We start from the raw sequence: 21,835 nt of genomic DNA on the forward strand, positions 1-21,835 counted from the left end.
AAAATGACTAGGATACAGGTTTTTGTTGATTAGGAGGAGGGGGAAGGTATAAAGGTCCCTTTTGGCCACAAGCAGAAAGATTAATGGTGGTGAGTAAAATAAATAATACTGTGATAAATTTCATGATAATAAAGAATAAGTAATTTGGTAGTGATTATAAGAAAAGGAGTAATAAATCGCTATTGGATTTTATAAGGGTTATTAATTTGAGTTTGATTATCTTTTGGGAGATGGAGACGAACTTTCTAAATAGTCTTCATCAACTCCTTCAGCCCCAATAGTTTCAGGACTAATTAAAAAATTCTCTATATCTTCGCTGGTGAGTGCGTCACATTCTTTACTGGTTGCTGGTCGATAAGAGCAAGGATTAATGATAATTGTTTTTGTCTTATAGTTTGTTTCTGTGTCACTGATCTTTTCTTCCCAATCAAGTTCAAAGTTTAAAACTTCAGGAATAAGAGATTCAGAGTCTTCACTATAAATGGGTGTAACTTTTACCGTAATACTCTGGATACAATTTGAATTTTCTCTTTTTTTAGTTAATTTCTCAATAATGGGTTTCTCAACTAAATTTAGAGTGTTGTAATTTGCGGCAGCGGTGATTGGCATTAAATGAGCTGCTGTATGTTGTCCACCAAGACAGAGGCCTCTTAAATGTCCCCAATGGTATTTACTCCCTTTTACCAGCACCACAGTTTCTACTCCATGTGCTTCAAACACTTCACGGCAAGATGCTCCTGTTAGTTGCTTTTGGCCAATTCGGCGCTTATTGCCTTTTGCCTTTTTAATAGTTTCTAAGGTTATTTCAAATTCTGAAGGTTCCAGCCGGTTAGAAACTAGTTGTGGTTTGTCTTCACGAAGCTCTTTTTTCTTGACATTTGGGATGATAACTCTACCTTTTTGATGATCATTTTTGATGGGCGTCTCTTTTCCAAAAAACTTTACTCTGCTAACTTTTCTTGTTTTACTTTCTACTTTTACTTCACCGATTTTACGCAGCTTATTAGTTCCCTGAGGTGTATACATTGTTTCTACGCTACGATAACCCTTAAAAGGAGAAGCTTCACCAGTATACTGCGTGACCTGAATTCCACGTTTTTCTAACTCTTGAATTAACTTAGCGTCGGTGGCTCCTTCTATCGTAGCCACAATTTTTTGATTAGAAGCGACTATTTCTTTTTTTATCTTTTTTTCAGAGCGTAGTGGGGCTGGTGCCTTTTCCTCTTGGCCACGTTGCCTTTTTTTCGCTTCTCTAGCTGGATTCTTCTTCTGTAAAGCAGCAGTAACCTCTGTAGAATCCGCTTTGAATTCGCAACTTAATAAATAAATTATAAATTGAGAAGTTACCTTTCTTTGCTCTTGCCCAGGCCTCACGGGCGCTTTTTGATATTCCTGATAAAGATTTTCCCATTGTTTATCACTTAATGCCTCATCACGCCACGTAAAAGTTTCTAAAGCCGGTATACGTTCAATGCAAAGATTTTTAAAATTTTCAGCAGCTTGTGATAGCATTTAATAATTCCTGTACCAACTTTATTAAATTGATCAATTACAATAATATCTAATTATAAATGATTTCTATTGTTAAAAAAAGGTGCAGTTTGATTTTATTTAATCCAAAAAGACTAAGTGATTGTGTTTTAAAGATATTTTGAATAATTATTAATTAACCTATCTTCTATAGAACCTATATGCAGCAGTAAGTAATAATACTATGCAGATGATTTAATCACTCAGATAGCTTAAACTACGTCATAAATTGGATTCATATTTAAAACATAATTAAGATATGTTTAATAATTTAATGTGGAGTTTAAGTGAGTAATTTTAATTCTGAAGATATTAAACGCTCTCAAGGCTGTGTAATTTGGATGCATGGCCTTGGTGCCGATGGTTCTGATATGGCAGGTTTAGCCGCTGAATATCCTATTGTTGAATTAGCTTTAGAACATCTTTGTTTAGATGCCCCTATTCGACCTGTTACGTTAAATGCTGGCATGCCTATGCGTGCTTGGTATGATATTGTTGGCTTAAATTTAACTGATAGAGAAGATAGAGCAGGCATTTTACATTCTTTTAATTATATTAAAGAAGTGATTGAGCAACAGATAAGTGTTGGTTATGAGCCTTCGCAAATTGTCCTTGCTGGCTTTTCCCAAGGTGGGGCAATGGCCTTATACAGTGCTCTTCATTGTGATTTTCCCTTAGCAGGCGTTATTGCTTTATCTGCTTATTTGCCGCTTGCACTTGAATCTAAACCTATCTTAGCTAAAAATACCCCCATTTTTTTAGCGTCGGGGCTATATGATCCAATTGTCTTACCTGATTGGTCAAAGCATACGAAAGACTGGTTGATAGCGAATGAGTTTAATAATATTACTTGGCGACAGTATCCTATGGAGCATGCCATTTGTCCGACAGAAATTACTGATATTGCCAGTTGGTTATCGACGCAATTTAAGGGAGCTTAACTGGTTATGACAAGTGTTAAAAAATTGCGGGTTGTACCTTTTTCGTGTGAGCAAATGTTTAACTTAGTTAATGATGTTGAGCGTTATCATGAATTTCTTCCTTATTGTTCTGCAAGTAACGTGAATTATCGGGATGAGGATGAAATTCAAGCAACCTTAGTTATTACTGCAGCTGGTATAAGTAAATCATTTACGACTAGAAACCTCCAACAGCTCAATAAGATGATTGAAATTCGTTTAGTTGACGGTCCGTTTAAACATCTGGAAGGTTTTTGGCGCTTTGATGAAGTACCAGGAGGGGGTTGTCAAATTGGTTTTGATTTAGAATTTGAATTTGCAGGTAGAATGTTTGCGTTTCTATTAGGATCTGTATTTGAGCAGGTCACTGATAAAATGGTTGATGCCTTTTGTGAACGCGCTGAGTTTATTTATGGTCGAAGTTGAAGTCATTTATATTGACTATGAGCAAGTAATTACTCATTTACATTGTACGTTACCTGAAGGGGCAACTGTAGAAGATGCACTTAATGAGTCTGGAATAGTTACTCTTTTTCCAGACGTACAAGAATTAGCTATTGGTATTTTTTCAAAACGTGTAGATCGCACAACAGCTTTAAAAACAGGCGATCGAATTGAAATTTATCGCCCATTAATTAATGATCCTAAAGAGAAACGGCGCTTACGCGCTAAGAAAATTTAATAGTAATATTACTATTTAAGGCATATGGTCAATTCGAGTTAACCTATCGTGCCTAAAATACAATACAATATTACGAATCTCTCTTATACTATTACCACGTTGCCAAGTGTAAGCATAGTCCCAACGATCATTATTAAAAGTAGGGCTTAAAAGGCTGGTACCCATTAAAATAGCTACATCTTCTTTACTCATGCCAACGTGTAAGCGTGCAATTTTATCTTGAGGTAATAAGTTACCTTGTTGAACGACACGTCTGGCAAAGTCATAAGACATACATTGTGTTAATGTTAATACTAAAGCAATCAGTAAGATACGTGGTGTAAATCTCATTTTTTTGCCCACAATTAAAAATTTCGCCATAATATCATGCTATCTTTAGAAATAACACCAGCTTTAGGCATCATTACTGTTTTAGGAGTTTTTGTGGAAGAAAGTCAGCAATTGAAAGACGCCGGTTTAAAAATTACTATACCGAGATTGAAAGTATTACAGATTTTAGAGCAATCTACCGATCATCATCTAAGCGCTGAAGCTGTTTATAAAAAGCTCTTAGATATGGGAGAAGATGTAGGCTTAGCAACTGTGTATCGGGTTTTAACTCAATTTGAAGCAGCTGGTTTAGTTTCGCGTCATAATTTTGAGGGCGGTTATTCAGTTTTTGAATTATCTCAAGGTGAACATCATGATCATCTTGTTTGTGTTAAATGTGGTAAGGTTGAAGAGTTTATTGATGAGGTTATTGAGCAAAGGCAACAATTAATTGCTGAGAAAGCTCAATTTAAGATGACAGATCATGCTTTAAATATTTATGGCCTATGTCCTGATTGTCAATAATCCCTTAAAGTTTATATTCTATTATATAAATAACCTATTTTGTTTAATTGTTTGCACAAGGTTGTATGTTAGGTATGAAAATGAGTTAAAAATATTGCTGACGAGTATCTACTTTGGTTTAACTTAGGTAAATTAGAGGCAACAGGAATAACTTTACTTTTAATGTATAAATTCCTTCTTTTGCCAGAGAAAAAGTATATTATAGTTTGAAATATATTGCTTAAAATAATAAATGAATAAGCCATCCATATCTGAACTAGCAGCGCCTTATCAAGCTCATCCCGTTTTTTCTTTTAGCTTAGGTAATATTTTAATTGATAATAAAATTTTGCCTAATGCCTCAGTCAATCTTCTTGTTAAAAATTTTAATCGTCATGGACTAATTGCAGGTGCGACAGGCACAGGTAAAACAAAAACCATGCAAGTATTGTGCGAGCAATTATCACAAGCAGGGATCCCTTCACTTGTTATGGATATTAAAGGAGATGTATCAGGATTGGCTATGCCTGCTGTTACAAGTGAGTTTTTAAAAAGTCGTAGTCAGTTGTTAAATATACCCTTTGTACCAAAAGCTTATCCTGTTGAGTTATTTACTTTGAGTGAGAAACTTTTAGGCATTCAATTACGTACGACACTAATGGATTTCGGCGCACTTTTATTCGCACGACTTTTAGCGCTTAATGAAACCCAAGCTAGTATTATTACTGTTATTTTTGAATATGCAAAAGTAAATAATTTACCGTTTATTACTTTAAATGATTTCAAAGCTATTTTAAATTTTATTCAAACGGAAGAAGGGAAAGCTGACTTTAAAGCCCAATTTGGTAATGTTGCTAGTACATCGATTAATATTATTTTACGTAAAATTATTGATTTGGAGGCGCAAGGTATTCAGGAATTTTTTTCTAAGCCGGCTTTTAAAATAAACGATTTACTGCGCATTAACGCGCAAGGGGAAGGCATTATTTCTATTTTGCGTTTAATGACTATGCAGGAGAATCCTAAGCTATTCTCCACATTTATGATTAAGCTCTTAACAGACGTTTATCAAAAACTACCTGAAATTGGCGATCCACCGAAGCCTAAGTTAGTTTTATTTATTGATGAGGCGCATTTAATTTTTAACCAAGCTAATCAAACCTTATTACAGCTGCTAGAAACTACCGTCAAGTTAATCCGTTCCAAAGGAGTGGGTATTATCTTTTGCACCCAAACACCTAGTGATATTCCTGCCAGTATACTAAGTCAACTCGGTTTAAAAATTCAACATTCTTTACGGGCATTTACAGCAAAAGATAGACAAGCGATAAAATTAGTCGCACAAAATTTTCCACCCTCAGATTATTACAATATAGAAAATTTATTAACTTCCCTTGGCATAGGTGAGGCATTAGTAACAGCGCTTGATGATCGGGGCCAGCCAACACCTGTTGTACATTGTATGATGCGCCCGCCTGCATCACGTATGGGTTCTTTAACCAATCAGGAAGCTGACTCCATTATCATTAAATCTGAATTATTAGCTTATTATAAGGAGACTAAAAATGAAAAATCAGCAGCAGAAGTGTTAGCTAGTAAGCGAAATTCAGAACCCAGTAAAATGAATAAAAACAAGCAAGAAAAAGAACCGCCGTCAATCATCACGACGCTTGGTAAAAGCAGTTTATTTCGACAAATTGTGCGGCAGACTTTTCGTGAGCTAACTAGAGCACTTCTACGGGCAATGGGTTTAAAGAAATAATATTGTAATAGACTTCTAATCATTAATTTATATACGAATATCGAGAATCTCTAATTGCTTAAGTAGCAACGTTAAAGACTCAACTAAATTTGTATTAAGCGCTGCCAATGAATGTGGTTTTTCAGTTAAGCTTTGTTTACATTCTAACTCAACGCCTAAATAATCTTCTGCTGCATATTTTTTTCTGAGGCTTGTAGTAAAGCCATCACTATTACCTCGATATGGGTAATTTAGCCGTACTCGCAAATGTTGATGATTCTGTTTTAGTATTTGTTGCCATAGTCGAGCAAGCTTTTGCTCAGTAGGTCGTTTAGGATCATAAAGAAATCCAATATCAGTCGTTCTATTTACACCATTTAAACTTGGTGTAAAACTGTGAATAGATAAATGCCAGACTTGATATCCTTTAACGATAGCGTCTTGAATGCGCTCTTCAGCTGATTGGCGAAAAGGTAGGTAATAATTTTTTATTAAATATTCTTTTTCTTCGGTAGAAAATTGTTGTGATATTTCAGAAAAACAGGTTTTATGTTTAAGGCTACGATTACAATCAATCAATAAGCGACTCACGGTAGCAGAGATTAAGGGGTAATTAAATACATGGCTTAAGTGCTTAGCGATAGCGAAAGCGCCAATATCAAGGCCTCTATGGGTATCTAATAATAATTGATAATCTCTAAAATAATGCTCAAACGCTGACGGTACTGTATTGACTGCGTGTTCGCAGCTTAAAATAACTTTTATTTGTTTCACGTTGGATTAAATTGTTGATTTGTTAATAAACAATGACTAAGTTGGCGATAGATACTTGATAAAATAGTTTTATCAATGTTTGGTCCGCTAGCCTTTAATAAACGCTCACTCAAATTCCCTTGACTTAAAATATATTCTAAAACACGTTGACTTGTATCATCTAGATGATGACTAATTTGTTCAATAAGTCGTGACCATGCTTCATTGCAATTTTTAACAGGATTTTTTAACTGCCATTGTTTTATTAATTCTGGATCAGTGATCGGTACGGCCAATCCATGCACTATAGTTTGGTCAAATAGCGCCCGTAATTGTTGGGTAGGATAGGGGTTTTCTAAAAAATAATTTGAGTTTTGAATCCAGTTTTTAAGAATATAAAAAACGGCCTTTGCAATAGCAATATCCGCTTTGACACATTCTTGCGTATCTAAAATACGAATTTCAATCGCTTTACAATTAAATTTGGGAATTGCTGCCCTGGAGTTTAGCCACTCATGCTGAAGAATTCCTTCAGGATCAAAAGGGCGGATAGCTTTATACATAGGTTGTAAAACTTGTCGTTGGTACTCTGCTTCTGAACTTATAAATTCTGGAATAATATGGCCACTTATAGCGGGAATTTTAAGTTGATTTTTACCATAGAAATCGAGTCGCGTATCTAAAATATTAGTTATACCGCCTTCAAGGAAAGGTGAGCTTGCTGCTAAGGCAGGTAATAAAGGTAATAATATACGAATTGCATTATGTAGCTGATTAAACTCAGCATCATTAGCAAAAGGTAAGTTAAGATGCATACTTTGTAAATTTGACCAGCCATGGCCTTCGCAATTAAAGATAGTATCGAATTGTTGATAAAGTTCTTTTTTATCATGTGGCCAGCGTTTAGTTTCTTTAAAAGGATTCATCCATGGATGGGCGCCCGTAGGCAGCAACTGGAGATTGTATTTATCTAAAAGTTTACTTAGCTTCTCAACTGTCTTCTGAAAATAAGCTTCCAGAGGTTCAGATAGAGGGCGAGGACCATTATTTTTTAATTCAAGGACATGTAAAACCAATTCATTGCTAACTGCAATTTCACCTAAGCTGACTTCATTAACTATTTCACCAGCAAGTTCTTGCAAAATAAAATCACTTCTCGGCTGAATATTGAGTGAGGTTTTGTCAACTAACATATATTCAATTTCAATACCAATGACAGAAAAAATAGAATAATTAGACATAACCATGCTTCCTGCGAATTCGTTGAAGAAAAACATTCATAATTTGCTGATAAAGGGCTTCACCTAATATTTTATCTTCCCAACCGTAGTCAATATTAGGATTGTCATTAACTTCAATAACGTAATGTTTACCATTATAACTTTTCATATCAACGCCATATAAACCATCACCAATTAAGCGCGTTACTTTTAAAGCAGTCTTAATAATGGCTTCAGGCACCTCATGGATAGGAAAGGATTCAATCTTACCTTCGCGCGTTTCCTTTGTTGCTTCTTCCCAATTATAAATTTGCCAATGGTTTTTAGCCATATAGTAGCGACAAGCAAAAATAGGGCGGTTATCTAATATGCCAATACGCCAATCAAATTCGGTAGGGATAAAGGGTTGAATTAAGACGAGATCAGAGGTTTTGAAAAATTGTGATAAGGATTTTTGCAGTGATTTACTATCTTCAATTTTAATCACACCATGTGAAAAAGCCCCATCTGGTTTTTTTAATACACAAGGGAAATCAACTTCAGGAACATCTTTATCATATTTACTTAAAAAAAGTGTTTCTGGTGTTAAAATTTGATGGCTACGCATTAATTCCGCTAAATACACTTTATTACTACATTTAACAATGGACTGCGGATCATCAATAACGACCATATTTTGTTGATGAGCATAACGCGCCATACGATAAGTATAATGATTGACTGCGGTGGTAGCCCGAATAAATAAAGCATCATACTCAGCAATTGATTTACTATCGCTTTTCTCTATAAAGTCGACATTTAGCCCCATTTCTTCACCTGTATGGGCAAAAAATTCTAACGCTTTTTTATTAGAAGGTGCATTAAGCTCAGTAGGATCAATTAAAATAGCTAAATCATGATAGCGTTGTTTTTTGCGCCATTGATGAAAACGTTTTTTAGATAAATAACTTTCTGCGGCCTCCTTTAAAAATTGCATGTGGTGAGTAGGTACATCTGCTATTGATAAGGCTTGTAAGTGTTTAATTCGCCATTGTCTTTTCCTCTCCAGGGTAAAACGTAGCAAAGGAAGAGGAAAAAGACCGTGTAACTTTTTAGCAAGTAAGACATGCCTTTTAGCCATATTTTGGCCAAAATAAAGACTAAAAACAAATTCATCTGTCTTAATATCATGTAAACTATGTTCTATTTCATCATCAATTTCCTGAGAGATTAACTTAGATAAGCTATTACTTAATACATCCTGAATGCTATCAACGGACGGAATTACTTTATGATCGCGTGCATGAGCTAAAAGGGAAACATAATAGCCTATACTTTGATGATTATATGATTGGCAAAGGTTAATCACACGTGTAGCTTTACTTTGAGTATATTCCTCTTTAGACAAATAATCTCTTGCATGAACAATAGGTGCCAAGTGGCTTAAAAATTCCCAACTGGGAGGTTCATCCGTTACTACTATTGTTTGCATCCATTACCTCCTTAGGTTGAATGATCAATAAATTGGCATCATAGGTTAATACACCTAACATGATTGAATTTATTAAGCGATTGATACTTACTTTATAGTAATTATCTTGTGATAGCGGGTTTTCGCGATGAGGATCAGCGACAACTATTAATTTCTGTGACTCATCATAGCCGCATAAAACAACAAAATGGCCGGCAGGTGTGCCCCGAATATCATCATAAAGTCCTTGGCCATTTTTAGTGTAAATTTCTCGTGCGCTTCGATATAAATAGGTTACGCTTAACCCTGTTAAGATAGGTATTTGTTGATCAAAGTATTTTTTTAACAGCTGAAGATTTAATGTTTTAAAGCGTATTTCGCCGCCTAAGGCCATATAATCTAAATAGGAACGACTGGCCTGTAAAAAACGCTTTGTTCTTTTATATTTCATTTGAGTTTTAATTTTTCTTGCTAGTAACTCAGGGCAGCCATCCCCATTATTTTCGAACCAAGTAGGATCAAAAACATTAAGATTATTAACATATAAAGTGACCTTAAAGCCTTGCTGTAGAGCATGCTTGCCTATCATGGAAGCTAATGTACCCCCTGAAATTGAGCGCTCAACCGTTTTAACTGTCTGCTCTAAGGGTATATTTAAGTTATAGTAACGATAAATCGCATGTAGACTTGTAGGACCGCAAGACTCATCATCTGGCTGGTTGTGAATTGTTAAATCAATCATAGCTGTTTTAGACAATTTCCTTAATTTATTTAAGTTAGTCTTAAGACAATCTCTTGTCAAATAATGGTTTTCTTTACTAAAGCTTCGTCGTTTTATCGTAAAAAATTTATCTTAAGAAGCATATTTAAGGTAAATGTGTAACAAAAACTATTAGCGGAATAAATAATCCAAATGATAAGATAAGCATAGCAGGAAATAGTAGATAATTCTTTTCTCTCATGTTTTGCTTTAAACTAGACACTTCATGTCTAACGTTAGGCTTGCTCAAAAGATAGGCCATTATTAGTAACCCATAAAAATAAACAGAAAAGCACGTTAATTTATAGAAAATATCAGGTGGCATTTGATGAGCAGCAAGATAACCTATAGGAAAATTAACAAAAAGAAAGCTAATTATCCATAAGCTCATATCAAGTGTAATCGGGGGGCCCTGTTCGATAGATTCATATAAATCAACAAGCGGCATGATTAAAAGAGGAAAATAATAAAGCCAACCTAGAGGGCTCAAAACTAGCATGACAACTAAAGTTAAGCAAAATGAGCGATGGTTATTTCTATTTCGTTCTAAATAATTAAGTCTTTTAATATACCAAATTAAACCACTAATAAAAGTAATATAATAAATTAACTGAACTAACCACAAATCTGGATTCCTACTATACGGATCTACTAAAAAACGAAATAAAAAACCATAAATAGAAGCATTCCAGGAATCACCATACCAAAGTACCCGTCCTAATAAAGAAAAATAGTTATTATAAATTTGGATTCCATAGGTGAAAACCGGAATCAAATGGGCAGTAAGACAGGTCATAATCATTATAATCAAAACTCGATAGCGCTTTTCTTTCCAAGCAAAAATAAATAGTAAAGCAGGAAATAGTTTAAGCGAGGTAATAATTCCCCATAATAAACCAGCATAAACATCATTGTTTTGACGGTAAAAATTATATCCAATAACTATAAAAAATAATAATAAGCCGCCTATTTGCGCAAGATTAGTAGACATTATTGTGGGATAAAATGCGATATAAATAACTAAACAATAAAGCCAATTTTTTCGAAAAAGAGCAGGCTTAAGCGTTAACTTAAAGGAAAAGTAGGCACCTATTAATCCTAATATAAATATGCTTACTGACCAAAGTACTACGGCTTCTTTGTAATTAAGGAATGCTAATGGCCTAAGAATTTCCATGAAAAAGGGAGGATTTAAATTAATAGGTAGTTTTTCATTAGTAGATAAGAAAGTGGCACTTAAAGAAGTATAAGGGTTAGAATGATTATTATAAGCGAGAGCTGAAGCATAGAAAGAGACAAAGTCTAACCGTAAATCTAGCTTAAATAGGAAATAAAAAAGCAAGATATAAGTAATCATCACTAAGAAAATAAAAAAAGCTTTAGATAAGTTAGGGAATATTTGTAACTTTGTCATATTGTTAGATTATTAAAAGGTAATTTTACACTTTAAGCACTTTTATTGATAATTCAAGCTTAAAAGTTGCTACTAGTTCAGCTGCATGAAGATAATGCGTATAAGCTTGAACTTCGATAATTCTATTAATTCGCTCTTTAGTTTCTTCTGATTGTATAAGCATTTCTTTAACACTGTCACCCATCTGACAAACAAAATAAACAGTTGATTCTGGCCGCTTAATAAATTGAGCTTGAAATGACTTAAATACGAGCGATATTTTTTTCTTCATTTGGTTAGCATAGTAAAAGCCATATAAACCACCTGCTAAATCAGCGCCAACCGCAAGAGCACCAAAATACATTGAATTTAAATGATTTTTACTACGTCGTTTTAAGGGTAATTGAATAACTAAATTTTTATCATTAATTTCGATAATTTTAGGCTTTAAGTAGCCAATTAAAGGCACTTGAAAACGACCAAAATACCACAGAAAAAACTTAAAACGAGTTAAGATAGTCATGAAACAATATCCTTTTGAAAAAGACTAATAATTAAATGTTAAGATGATTCTTTACCAATTTCTAAATGCGAAATAACTTTTTTAACGCCACGAACTACAGTGGCGCGTTTAATGATCGCTACAATCGATTTCCTATGCTTCACTTGGCCGCTTAAGGTAACTACACCATTTGTGGTAGTTGCGTTGATCCCTACCAAAGGAATAGAATCATCATCTAATACTTTTGCTTTAAGAACGGCTGCTTCAACTTTAGCGGTAATATAAGTGTCTGTTAAAGCTGTATTAACTTGCTTAATGACTAAATCTTCTACGTCAATGGATTTAACGCCCTTGGTTGTATTAACTAATCGTAATGCTTTAATAAACGCCTCATTATTCTTAACATACCCTTTTAAAGTAACCGCGCCATCCTCTGTAGAGACCGAAATTTTAAGTGGATTTAAATCTTTATCTTTAGTGAACTTTGCAGTGATTTTAGTAGTTATTACTGAATCACTAATAGTTTGTTCGATTTCTTGTAGTTTAGTTTCGGCATAACTTACATTAAATGTAGCTATTAAGAGAAATAGAGTAAGGATTATGTTAGTGAAGAAACGCATAGTAATAGCTCAAAGCAAACAGAGTAGGATTATATCATTTTTAAAATTTTATTCCTAAAATTAATAATTTTAGGAACAATTATCTTCAATTTTATATCAGAAAGAATTGTTTAATAAATTTTTAAAATTAGCAATACATGTAGTTTTTTTAAATAAAGCTAATCATCTAATTTGGTAACATTAAGGCTTTGAATTAAATAAGGTGGATCTTTAGCAGGAATGACAATAACAGAAAAATAAATAGTTGTTTTTAACTCAGGAATATTAAACCCTTGGTTCACTCGCCAAAAAATGACATTTTCAAATCCTTGCTGAGCTATAAATTGTTTTGTATTAACTGCACTGGGATGGAGAGTAAGCTGATTATCTCTGATTGTATTAATCTTATCGCCCAGAAAACTATTTAAATTCTGCCAAGCCTCTGGTGTATAATGTGATTTTACTGAATTTAGCTGACTATCCATTGTTTTATAGTTAAGAGATAATGTATTTAAAAGGGTTTGTTTTGTCCAGGCTAAAACGTTGGCATTATCAGCAAAGCATAGCGCTGGTAGAAGAATAATTATTAAAATAAATTTGCAGATATACTTAGGCATTTAAATTTCCTATTAAACCCTTAACATCAGTAGTATAGCAATTACTGAGGTTTAATATTTATCCTTATTGATCAAATGATGATATAAACTCGCAAAACATTTAATAACAGGTATATAATTTGTAATTTTTTATAGCAGATGGCTAGTCTTATGCAGTCAATTAGTATTCGAGGCGCAAGAACACATAATTTAAAGAATGTTGACGTTAAAATACCGCGCAATCAGTTAACAGTTATAACCGGTCTATCTGGTTCAGGAAAATCATCACTTGCTTTTGATACATTATATGCTGAAGGACAGCGTCGTTATGTTGAGTCGCTCTCAGCTTATGCACGTCAATTTTTATCAGTGATGGAAAAGCCTGATGTAGATGCTATTGAAGGTTTATCGCCTGCTATCTCTATTGAGCAAAAGGCAACATCTCATAATCCGCGCTCAACAGTAGGTACCATTACAGAAATTTATGATTATTTGCGTTTACTTTTTGCCCGGGTGGGTGAACCTCGCTGCCCCATTCATCAACTTAGCTTACATGCACAAACTGTAAGTCAAATGGTTGATCAAGTTTTAGCATTACCAGCAGATAGTAAAGCGATGATTTTAGCACCTGTGGTACGTGAGCGGAAAGGAGAGCATTTACAATTACTACAGCAGCTACAAGCACAAGGTTATATTCGAGCGAGGATCGATGGCGAGATTTATGAATTAGATGACCCACCGAAGTTGTCTTTACGTCAGAAGCATACTATTGAAGTTGTTGTTGACCGTTTTAAAATTCGCCCGGATATTAAACAACGTCTTAGCGAATCCTTTGAAAATGCGCTTAACTTGGCCGAAGGTATAGCACTGGTTGTTTCCTTAGATAACAGCTTTACCGATCTTATTTTCTCATCAAAATTTGCCTGCTCGGAATGTGGTTATAGTTTAAGTGAATTAGAACCAAGGCTATTTTCTTTTAACAATCCTTTAGGAGCATGTTCAACTTGTGATGGCTTAGGCGTTAATCAATTTTTTGATCCTAACCGTGTGATACATGATGAAACAGCTAGCTTAGCATCTGGCGCTGTTCGAGGATGGGACAGAAAAACGACTTATTATTATTCTTTATTAGAATCGTTATCTCATCATTATCGATTTGATCTTGAAACGGCTTTTTGCGATTTGCCAGAAAAAATAAGAAATGTTGTTCTGCATGGTAGTGGTAAAGAAGAAATTGAGTTTCGCTATCAACGACCACGCGGCGGCTATTTTCTTAGACGTCATGCTTTTGAAGGAATTATTCCTAATATGCAACGTCGCTATCATGAGTCAGAATCATTAGCAACCCGAGAAGAATTAGCTAAGTATCTTGCTTCGCGACCTTGCCCTGCTTGTTTTGGTACTCGCTTACGCGAAGAAGCGAGACACGTTTTTATTGATGATAAAAATTTACCCGAGCTTTGTGCTTACTCTATCGATAAAGCTTATGAATTTTTCAAGAGCCTACATCTAACCGGTTATCGTGGTGAAATTGCTGATAAAATTAATAAAGAAATTGTTGAACGACTTGGATTTTTAGTTAATGTTGGCCTAGATTATCTCTCCCTTTCTCGCAGTGCTGAAACGCTTTCGGGTGGTGAAGCGCAGCGTATTCGTCTAGCTAGTCAAATTGGCTCAGGGTTAGTAGGAGTGATGTATATTTTAGATGAGCCTTCAATTGGATTACATCAACGAGACAATGATAGGCTGTTAAAAACCCTAATGCATTTGCGTAATCTAGGAAACACGATTATCGTTGTTGAGCATGATGAAGATGCGATTCGGGCAGCAGATTATGTACTTGATGTAGGTCCCGGTGCAGGTGTTCATGGTGGTGAAATTGTTGCTTCTGGAAGCCCAACGGAAATTATTAAAAACCCAACCTCCTTAACTGGAAAATATTTATCTGGCGTTGAGAGTATTGCAATTCCTGAGCAACGGAGAGTAATAGATGAATCTCGAATGCTGCACTTATCTGGTGTTAATTGCAATAATTTAAATAATATTAAGGTAAGTATACCGCTTGGTTTGGTAACCTGTATTACAGGTGTCTCTGGCTCCGGTAAATCAAGTTTAATTAATGACACTTTATATCCCATTGCAGCGAATAAATTGAATCGAGCTAATTTATTATGTAACGGGGCTTTGGAAAGTATTCAAGGCTTAGATTTATGTGACAAAGTAATTGATATCGATCAAAGTCCTATTGGCCGCACCCCGCGTTCTAACCCTGCTACTTACACAGGTGTATTTACGCCCATTCGTGAATTATTTTCCAATACACCAGAAGCACGGGCGCGTGGTTATCAACCTGGGCGTTTTAGTTTTAATGTGAAGGGTGGGCGCTGTGAAGCTTGTCAAGGTGATGGATTAATTAAAGTTGAAATGCATTTTTTACCTGATATTTATGTAGCTTGCGATGTGTGCAAAGGAAAACGATATAATCGTGAAACGTTAGAAATTGAATATAAAGGTAAAAATATTCATGAAGTGTTAGAAATGACAGTTGAAGAAGCAAGAGAGTTTTTTGACGCCATTCCGGTCCTAGCACGAAAATGTCAAACGTTAATTGATGTAGGCTTGTCTTATATTCATATTGGTCAAAGTGCAACAACTCTATCAGGTGGTGAAGCACAACGTATTAAGTTAGCTCGAGAATTATCTAAACGTGATACAGGCAAGACGCTTTATATACTTGATGAGCCGACTACGGGCTTACATTTTCATGATACAAAGCAGCTATTAGCCGTATTATTTCGACTGCGAGAACATGGCAATACGATTATCATCATTGAACATAACTTAGATGTGATTAAAACGGCAGACTGGATTATTGATCTAGGGCCTGAAGGTGGCAGTAAAGGTGGGCAGATTATTGCCACAGGTACGCCGGAAGCGGTTGCTGAGTGCAAAGTTTCTTATACGGGGCAATTTTTAAAACCGCTATTAGCTAAATAATTGCAGCGCGATTACTGACGTTGAGGTGCTGCCTTCCTTTTGTTACTAAGCTTAACTTTAGCACTTCTTAAAAGGCAGCACGTTAATTTCAATTAACAATAAATTTTAATTATTCTTTTTATAGGAGAATATGTTTCTGATAGTAGCTTTATTTTACAACTACCTTAGCTTGGTAAGAATCTAAGGTAGAGGAAGTAGGAGATTCCTTCGATTCTCGTTTGCCACCGAAAAAGGAGCCATCTGCAATTCTTGCATTAGCTTCTGTTTTATGAATTGCTCTAGCCATCTCTTTTGCTTCTAATGATAATCCACTTCTCTTTGCTTGATCCCATGCGCCATCTTTTTTATTAATACGATGAATATAAAGTAGCCCCGGTATGACACCAGCTATAATCCCAAGTATTGATAATAATACCATACCTGTTTGCTTCCAAACTTTTGGCTTGCCTTGTACCTCATTGGCAATTTTTTTTAAATTAGCATATTCTTTCTCAGTTGGATTAACGATAGCCTTATAAGTTTGTATTAAGATTCTTTTTGCATCTTGCTCAACAGTAGGATTTTTTTGTACAACTTCCGTAATTGTTTGATTTAATTCCTTAATTTGGTTTTGTAAAAGAAGAGCATGATCTTCGCTATATAACCAACCTTCATGATTTTCAGTCCACCGATGATAAATATTTATAAATATATCAGCTGAAATTAATTGCGATTTATTATAAGTACCGTGATAACGTATTAAATTAATTTCTTCTGAGAGTAAATTTAACTGCTCTAACATTTTATCAATAGTAGTGTTGTATGTTGGGCATTTTGATCTTAACATAATTCAACCTTTTTGATCTAAAAAATGGCGTAAAATACCATAATAGACCTTATTGATCAAATTTAACCTAATCCGAGAAATTTTCTTTAGAAATTTCGCTTAAGAAGATTTGATTTGGTTTCTCTTTCGTCTAGACAGGATCTAAGTTTTTTAATAAATCCTGACCACTTGTAGGATAGATTTCCGCTTACGCGGACGAGAGATGTATGATTTTGTCTTAAGTAAATTATAGCGTATAGTAAATTATTACTATCAAACAATTATTATAAAGTATGGCTATTTGATCTTTTGAGCCCAATGCTTATCGTTAAGTATAAGGATGCGCTGATGAGTTTAAAAAAATACCATGAAAAAAGGAATTTTAATAAAACGCCAGAGCCTAAAGGCAAAGTTCAGCATACTCAGAAAAGTCTTTTTATTATTCAAAAGCATGCTGCAAGCCATCTACATTATGATTTTCGTTTAGAATTAGAAGGGGTACTTAAAAGCTGGGCTGTCCCTAAAGGGCCTTGTCTTGACCCTAACGTAAAAAGGTTAGCGATGCAGGTTGAAGATCATCCTGTTGAATATGGCTCTTTTGAAGGTATCATACCAGCGGGTGAGTATGGTGGTGGGACAGTAATGCTTTGGGATAGAGGCAAATGGCACCCCTTAGACGATGATCCTGTAGCAGCATATGAAAAAGGCCATCTTCGCTTTGAATTAAATGCTGAAAAGTTAAAAGGACGCTGGGATTTAATTAAATCTTATAAAGATAAAAAAGTTTGGTTCTTAGTTAAATATAAAGATAAAGAGGTAAAATCTTTAGCAGAGTACGATATTACTGATGAAAAACCAAATAGCGTTTTAACAAGCCAAACTTTAGAAGAAATTAAGGAGAATTATACTCACAGCTGGGATAAACAAGGCCTAAAGAAAGCTCCAAAAATTAAAAAGTCAGACATTGCTAAACAATTAGCTTCTGTATTATCAGAAAATAAAGCTAAATCAATTTTCCCAGATATCATTTCACCTGAGCTTGCAACCTTAGTTGATGAAATACCAGAAGGCCCTAACTGGCTTCATGAAATTAAATTTGATGGTTATCGGATTATAGCTTTTAAGGATGGAAGCACTATTCGATTAATGTCGCGTAATAATAAGGATTGGACAGCTAACTTTCCTAATATTGTTACTGAGCTTAAAAAATTACCTGTAAAACGAACAATTTTTGATGGCGAAATTGTAGTACTTGATGAACAACATAAATCTAATTTTCAACTTTTACAAAATTCAGTTAAAGCCAATAAAAAAGTACCCTTTATTTACTATATTTTTGATTTAATCTATGTTGAAAAATCTGATTTAAGAGAACAGCCTCTCTTAGAACGAAAAACAACTTTAGCTAAAGTTTTGGAGTCGAGTAATAAAGAAGTTCTGCGTTTTAGCGAACACATTATTGACCAAGGTGAGGAAGTATTAAAGCAATCTTGTGCGTTAGCTTTAGAAGGCATTGTCTCAAAAAAGGTTAACTCACTTTATTTAGAAAAGCGGACAGAAGATTGGGTTAAAGTTAAATGTATTAAGCGGCAAGAGTTTGTAGTTGGCGGTTATACTTTACCTAAAGGTGCTCGTCATTATTTTGGTTCATTATTGGTAGGTTTTTACGACAAGCAAGGCCAATTACATTATTGTGGTAATGTAGGCACAGGCTTTACCCAAGCATCACTAAAGTCGGTTTTTAAGGAATTAGAAAAACATCGTACAACAAAAAATCCCTTTAACTCACGTCCTCCAGATGCTTCTAAAGCATTATGGGTAAACCCTATTTTAGTTGCAGAAGTTGAATTCACTGAATGGACTAACGATGAACGCTTGCGTCATCCTAGTTTCCAGGGCTTACGTTATGATAAAGACGCTCATTCTGTAAGAAAAGAAGTTGAAACACCCATTAAAGAGGTTAATCAATCAACTAAAAGTTCGAAAAAGAGATCAAAGAAAAAGCAAGATTTTGCTGGTTTAACTCATGCTGATAAAGTTATTTATACAGAAGATAAAATTACTAAAGGTGAACTATATAGTTATTATGATGAAATAAGTGAATATATTTTGCCTTACATAAAAAATCGTTTATTAACTTTAGTAAGATGTCCTGAGAAGTACTCAAAATGTTTTTATCAAAAACATCTTTATGCTAATAGGTCTCCATCACTTTATTCTTTAGCAGTGCAAGGAAAAACTGAGGTTGAGCAATATCTTTACTTAAAAGATAAAAAAGGATTATTAAGTTTAATCCAAATGGGTGTCTTAGAAATTCATCCCTGGGGAAGTCAAATAAAAAGCCTTGAATACCCTGATACTATCACTATTGATCTTGATCCTGCCCCAGATGTACTTTGGAAGGAAGTAGTGCAAGCTGCTTTAGAGATAAAAAAATATTTAGAGCAAATTCAATTAACCTGCTTTGTTAAAACAACGGGTGGTAAAGGTCTACATGTCGTTGTACCAATTTTACCCGAATATGATTGGGAAGAAGTAAAACAATTTACTGAAATTTTTGTACAGTTTTTAGAAAAGCTAAAACCTGAAGCCTATGTTAGTAAAATATCTAAAACGAAGCGTAAAGGAAAAATATTTATTGATTATTTACGTAATCAGCGTGGTGCCACAGCGATTAGCACCTATTCAACGCGAGCTCGCTTACATGCGCCAGTTGCAACACCGCTTGATTGGAATGAGCTAACAGACAACTTTAATGATACCTTTTATACAATACGTTCTTTGCCACATCGTTTAAAAGAATTAAAGACTGACCCATGGCAAGAGTTTAGAAAAATTAAACAATCATTAAACTTAGATGCTTTAAGAAGTTAATTCTTATTGCAAAAACTAGAAAGCTATTTAAGCAGCATTTTCATTTCATTACTATTAGGATTAAGTATTAATTTTATTGGTATATCTCCCATTGACGCCTTAATCTATACAGCTGTTTTTTATGGCATTACCGCGCCCATTTTAATCTTAATTGTTCTTCATATGGCAAATAATAAAAAGATAATGGGTAAGTTTGTAAATAGGCAGCTTTCAAATTTATTAGGCTTTAGTACTTTTTCTTTAATGTTTTTAGCAATCATTACTTTACTATATTTTCAATTTCCTTAGTCTACGCTTAATAAGAGTACTATAAATTCTAATTAATAGGATTTAAATAATGGAGAATAGATTAAGGGTAAGGGATTGCTTAATAGTTGGTGCTGGCCCTGCGGGGTTGACAGCTGCTATTTATTTAGCTCGTTTCCGTCGAAATATTGCTATTTTTGATTTTAACTATAGTAGGGCTTCCTTGATTCCCACTTCCCATAATTATCCCGGTTTTGTTAAAGGTATTTCGGGTAAAGAACTATTAGAACGGTTAAAACAACAATTACAAGTTTATAACGTTGCAGTGATTAGAGAGAAAATTGAGTCTATAGAACAAGCAGAAGGGGGCTTTATAGCAAGGAGTGCTAATCATGAAATTTTTAGTAGTCATGTTATACTTGCAACCGGCGTTAAGGATATAGAGCCTCAATTACCTTTTATTAATAACGCAATTCAGCAGGGATTAATTAGGCATTGCCCTATTTGTGATGCCTACGAAGTGATTAATCAGAAAATAGCTGTCATCGGTGAGGGAAAAGCAGGACTAGGAGAGGCTCGCTTTCTGCGACACTATACACCTTATATTACTTTACTTACTTTAGGACGACTACCCAAATGGAGCAGAAAGGAAGTTAAAGCCCTTAAAGAGGCCAATCTAATTATCAATCCATTACCGCTCATTAAAATTGAGCTTACGCTAAATACAGGAGCAACACTTTATTTTGCGGATGGTAAGCAAGAACATTATGATTGTCTTTACTCAGCGCTTGGGTGTATTAAGCATAAAGATCTAGCTATTATGCTAAATGCAAAAGAAAAAAAGGGTACTTTAGTTATTAATCGTAATTATGAAACCTCTGTTAAAGGGCTATTTGCTATAGGAGACTTAGTTTCTGATTTATATCAGATTTGTGTTGCTGAAAGTCAAGCAGCGGTAGCTGCCACAGCAATTCATCGCAGGTTAGCTAAACTTGATTAATTACTGCCTCATTAAATGAAAGCTAAATTAAAATTTTAATAAGATAATTTTAGGGTTAAAGAATTCTTAGCATTTTTATGTATTTACGTTAGGATAGAATTTTATGAAAACCATAAAAGAGATCGTTGATTTTCTTAAAGAAAATGATCTTACTCTAATAACAGCAGAATCATGTACTGCAGGCCAAATCCTTGCTTTACTAGGAAAAATTGAAGGGTGCGGTAGTTGCCTTGAAGCTGGTTTTGTTGTTTATTCTTGCCAAGCAAAAAAGAGGCTTTTAGGAGTTAAGCAAACCACTATTAAGAAATATACATTAACCAGCGAAGAAGTAGCTCTTGAAATGGCTAGGGGAGCCCTAAAAGACAGTAGAGCTAATATTGTTATTGCAACTACCGGTATTACAGGCGATGAGCCTATGGATGGTATTGCGCCAGGTACTGTTTGTTTCGCTTGGGGTATGCAAACTAAAAAAGGTCTGAAATTTGCTAGTGCAACAAAACGTTTTCAAGGAACTCGTGCTGCGGTACAGGTTAAGGCGGCTAAGTATGCCTTATTAAGCCTTCCAACTTATTATCACAAGCTAATTTCTTAATATGTTTAGAGATAAGACTTTAATCTCAAGATACGCAAAAGTAGGCGAGAGACCTGGATTCCCGCCTACGCGGGAATGACATAAACAGAGCGACTAATGTGTCATCTATCTTATCTATTTTGAAGTTAAAAAAGGTACGCTAACCTTGAATTCAAAATATATCTAAAAATCTCGCTGATACAATATAAACACTGTCATTCCCACGCAGGTGGGAACCTATCTAGAATGATTCGGTAAATTGAAAGTAAGTTGGGCTAAGCCTAGCACAGCCTAACCTAATTTTTGCTAGGGAGAAAGCCATTAAAATGTTTTAAATTTTTCAC

Annotated in this window: 21 protein-coding genes; 9 read left to right on the plus strand and 12 right to left on the minus strand. The window is 34.6% G+C overall.

All coding sequences use genetic code 11. From position 1 onward, the window contains the following. Positions 1–7: 7 nt before the first annotated feature. Positions 8–124, minus strand: coding sequence for an LPS translocon maturation chaperone LptM (gene lptM / locus DYH30_RS01875; RefSeq protein WP_165482185.1), 117 nt, complete (start codon positions 122–124; stop codon positions 8–10). 92 nt (positions 125–216) lie between these two features. Further along, positions 217–1,512: a DNA/RNA non-specific endonuclease gene (locus tag DYH30_RS01880; protein WP_115329997.1), complete on the minus strand. Its 1,296-nt coding sequence runs from the start codon at positions 1,510–1,512 to the stop codon at positions 217–219. A gap of 305 nt (positions 1,513–1,817) precedes the next feature. On the opposite strand from DYH30_RS01880, the gene DYH30_RS01885 reads away from it, so the two are divergent. Genes DYH30_RS01885 through DYH30_RS01895 form a run of 3 tightly spaced genes read left to right on the plus strand, consistent with a single transcriptional unit; the run spans position 1,818 to position 3,171 of the window. Continuing rightward, entirely contained in the window at positions 1,818–2,471 is a 654-nt protein-coding gene (locus DYH30_RS01885; RefSeq protein ID WP_115329999.1) for an alpha/beta hydrolase, read from the plus strand. A gap of 6 nt (positions 2,472–2,477) precedes the next feature. Continuing rightward, on the plus strand, positions 2,478–2,915 hold the full coding sequence (locus tag DYH30_RS01890; protein WP_115330001.1) for a type II toxin-antitoxin system RatA family toxin: 438 nt from the start codon (positions 2,478–2,480) through the stop codon (positions 2,913–2,915). Further along, entirely contained in the window at positions 2,902–3,171 is a 270-nt protein-coding gene (locus DYH30_RS01895) for an RnfH family protein (protein ID WP_115330004.1), read from the plus strand. The genes DYH30_RS01890 and DYH30_RS01895 overlap by 14 nt, the downstream gene beginning before the upstream one ends. 15 nt (positions 3,172–3,186) lie before the next feature. Here the strand turns inward: DYH30_RS01895 and DYH30_RS01900 are convergent, their stop codons facing one another. Beyond that, complete coding sequence (locus DYH30_RS01900) at positions 3,187–3,531, minus strand: outer membrane protein assembly factor BamE (RefSeq protein ID WP_115330006.1); 345 nt, start codon at positions 3,529–3,531, stop codon at positions 3,187–3,189. Positions 3,532–3,594: 63 nt separating this feature from the next. Between DYH30_RS01900 and fur the strand changes: the two genes are divergently transcribed. Continuing rightward, entirely contained in the window at positions 3,595–4,005 is a 411-nt protein-coding gene (gene fur / locus DYH30_RS01905; RefSeq protein WP_115330008.1) for a ferric iron uptake transcriptional regulator, read from the plus strand. A gap of 232 nt (positions 4,006–4,237) precedes the next feature. Beyond that, a complete protein-coding gene (locus DYH30_RS01910; protein WP_115330009.1) occupies positions 4,238–5,746 on the plus strand; it encodes a helicase HerA-like domain-containing protein in 1,509 nt (502 codons plus the stop codon). A gap of 27 nt (positions 5,747–5,773) precedes the next feature. Here the strand turns inward: DYH30_RS01910 and DYH30_RS01915 are convergent, their stop codons facing one another. The 8 genes from DYH30_RS01915 to DYH30_RS01950 form a co-directional block, all read right to left on the minus strand. Continuing rightward, the gene (locus DYH30_RS01915) at positions 5,774–6,499 is read right to left on the minus strand and encodes an N-formylglutamate amidohydrolase (protein WP_115330011.1); all 726 of its coding nucleotides are present in this window, start codon (positions 6,497–6,499) and stop codon (positions 5,774–5,776) included. Beyond that, positions 6,496–7,719 carry a glutamate-cysteine ligase family protein gene (locus DYH30_RS01920; RefSeq protein WP_165482183.1) on the minus strand — a complete coding sequence of 408 codons (1,224 nt, stop codon included), beginning with the start codon at positions 7,717–7,719 and terminating at the stop codon, positions 6,496–6,498. The genes DYH30_RS01915 and DYH30_RS01920 overlap by 4 nt, the downstream gene beginning before the upstream one ends. Next, positions 7,712–9,169 carry a RimK family protein gene (locus tag DYH30_RS01925; protein ID WP_115330016.1) on the minus strand — a complete coding sequence of 486 codons (1,458 nt, stop codon included), beginning with the start codon at positions 9,167–9,169 and terminating at the stop codon, positions 7,712–7,714. Before DYH30_RS01925 ends, DYH30_RS01920 begins: the two co-directional genes overlap by 8 nt. After that, on the minus strand, positions 9,144–9,890 hold the full coding sequence (locus DYH30_RS01930; protein WP_115330018.1) for a C39 family peptidase: 747 nt from the start codon (positions 9,888–9,890) through the stop codon (positions 9,144–9,146). The genes DYH30_RS01925 and DYH30_RS01930 overlap by 26 nt, the downstream gene beginning before the upstream one ends. A gap of 124 nt (positions 9,891–10,014) precedes the next feature. After that, positions 10,015–11,322, minus strand: a complete 1,308-nt coding sequence (locus DYH30_RS01935; RefSeq protein WP_115330020.1) for a glycosyltransferase family 87 protein — start codon at positions 11,320–11,322, stop codon at positions 10,015–10,017. 25 nt (positions 11,323–11,347) lie between these two features. Then, on the minus strand, positions 11,348–11,824 hold the full coding sequence (locus tag DYH30_RS01940; RefSeq protein WP_115330022.1) for a DUF4442 domain-containing protein: 477 nt from the start codon (positions 11,822–11,824) through the stop codon (positions 11,348–11,350). Positions 11,825–11,862: 38 nt separating this feature from the next. Beyond that, positions 11,863–12,423 carry a BON domain-containing protein gene (locus tag DYH30_RS01945; protein ID WP_115330024.1) on the minus strand — a complete coding sequence of 187 codons (561 nt, stop codon included), beginning with the start codon at positions 12,421–12,423 and terminating at the stop codon, positions 11,863–11,865. A 158-nt stretch (positions 12,424–12,581) separates the two neighbouring features. Beyond that, positions 12,582–13,019, minus strand: a complete 438-nt coding sequence (locus DYH30_RS01950) for a DotI/IcmL/TraM family protein (RefSeq protein ID WP_115330026.1) — start codon at positions 13,017–13,019, stop codon at positions 12,582–12,584. Between the two features lie 150 nt (positions 13,020–13,169). Between DYH30_RS01950 and uvrA the strand changes: the two genes are divergently transcribed. Then, positions 13,170–15,995, plus strand: coding sequence for an excinuclease ABC subunit UvrA (gene uvrA / locus DYH30_RS01955; RefSeq protein ID WP_115330027.1), 2,826 nt, complete (start codon positions 13,170–13,172; stop codon positions 15,993–15,995). Between the two features lie 148 nt (positions 15,996–16,143). Here uvrA and DYH30_RS01960 read toward each other — a convergent pair whose 3' ends face one another. Beyond that, positions 16,144–16,821, minus strand: a complete 678-nt coding sequence (locus tag DYH30_RS01960) for a hypothetical protein (protein WP_115330028.1) — start codon at positions 16,819–16,821, stop codon at positions 16,144–16,146. Positions 16,822–17,148: 327 nt separating this feature from the next. Between DYH30_RS01960 and ligD the strand changes: the two genes are divergently transcribed. The 3 genes from ligD (at position 17,149) to DYH30_RS01980 (ending at position 21,512) form a co-directional block, all read left to right on the plus strand. Then, positions 17,149–19,674, plus strand: a complete 2,526-nt coding sequence (gene ligD / locus DYH30_RS01965; RefSeq protein ID WP_115330029.1) for a DNA ligase D — start codon at positions 17,149–17,151, stop codon at positions 19,672–19,674. A 337-nt stretch (positions 19,675–20,011) separates the two neighbouring features. After that, the gene (locus DYH30_RS01975) at positions 20,012–20,920 is read left to right on the plus strand and encodes an NAD(P)/FAD-dependent oxidoreductase (protein ID WP_115330031.1); all 909 of its coding nucleotides are present in this window, start codon (positions 20,012–20,014) and stop codon (positions 20,918–20,920) included. Between the two features lie 103 nt (positions 20,921–21,023). Continuing rightward, positions 21,024–21,512, plus strand: coding sequence for a CinA family protein (locus DYH30_RS01980; protein WP_115330032.1), 489 nt, complete (start codon positions 21,024–21,026; stop codon positions 21,510–21,512). The last annotated feature ends 323 nt before the right edge of the window (positions 21,513–21,835 follow it).

The organism is Legionella busanensis (assembly GCF_900461525.1).
Classification (GTDB): Bacteria; Pseudomonadota; Gammaproteobacteria; order Legionellales; family Legionellaceae; genus Legionella_C; species Legionella_C busanensis.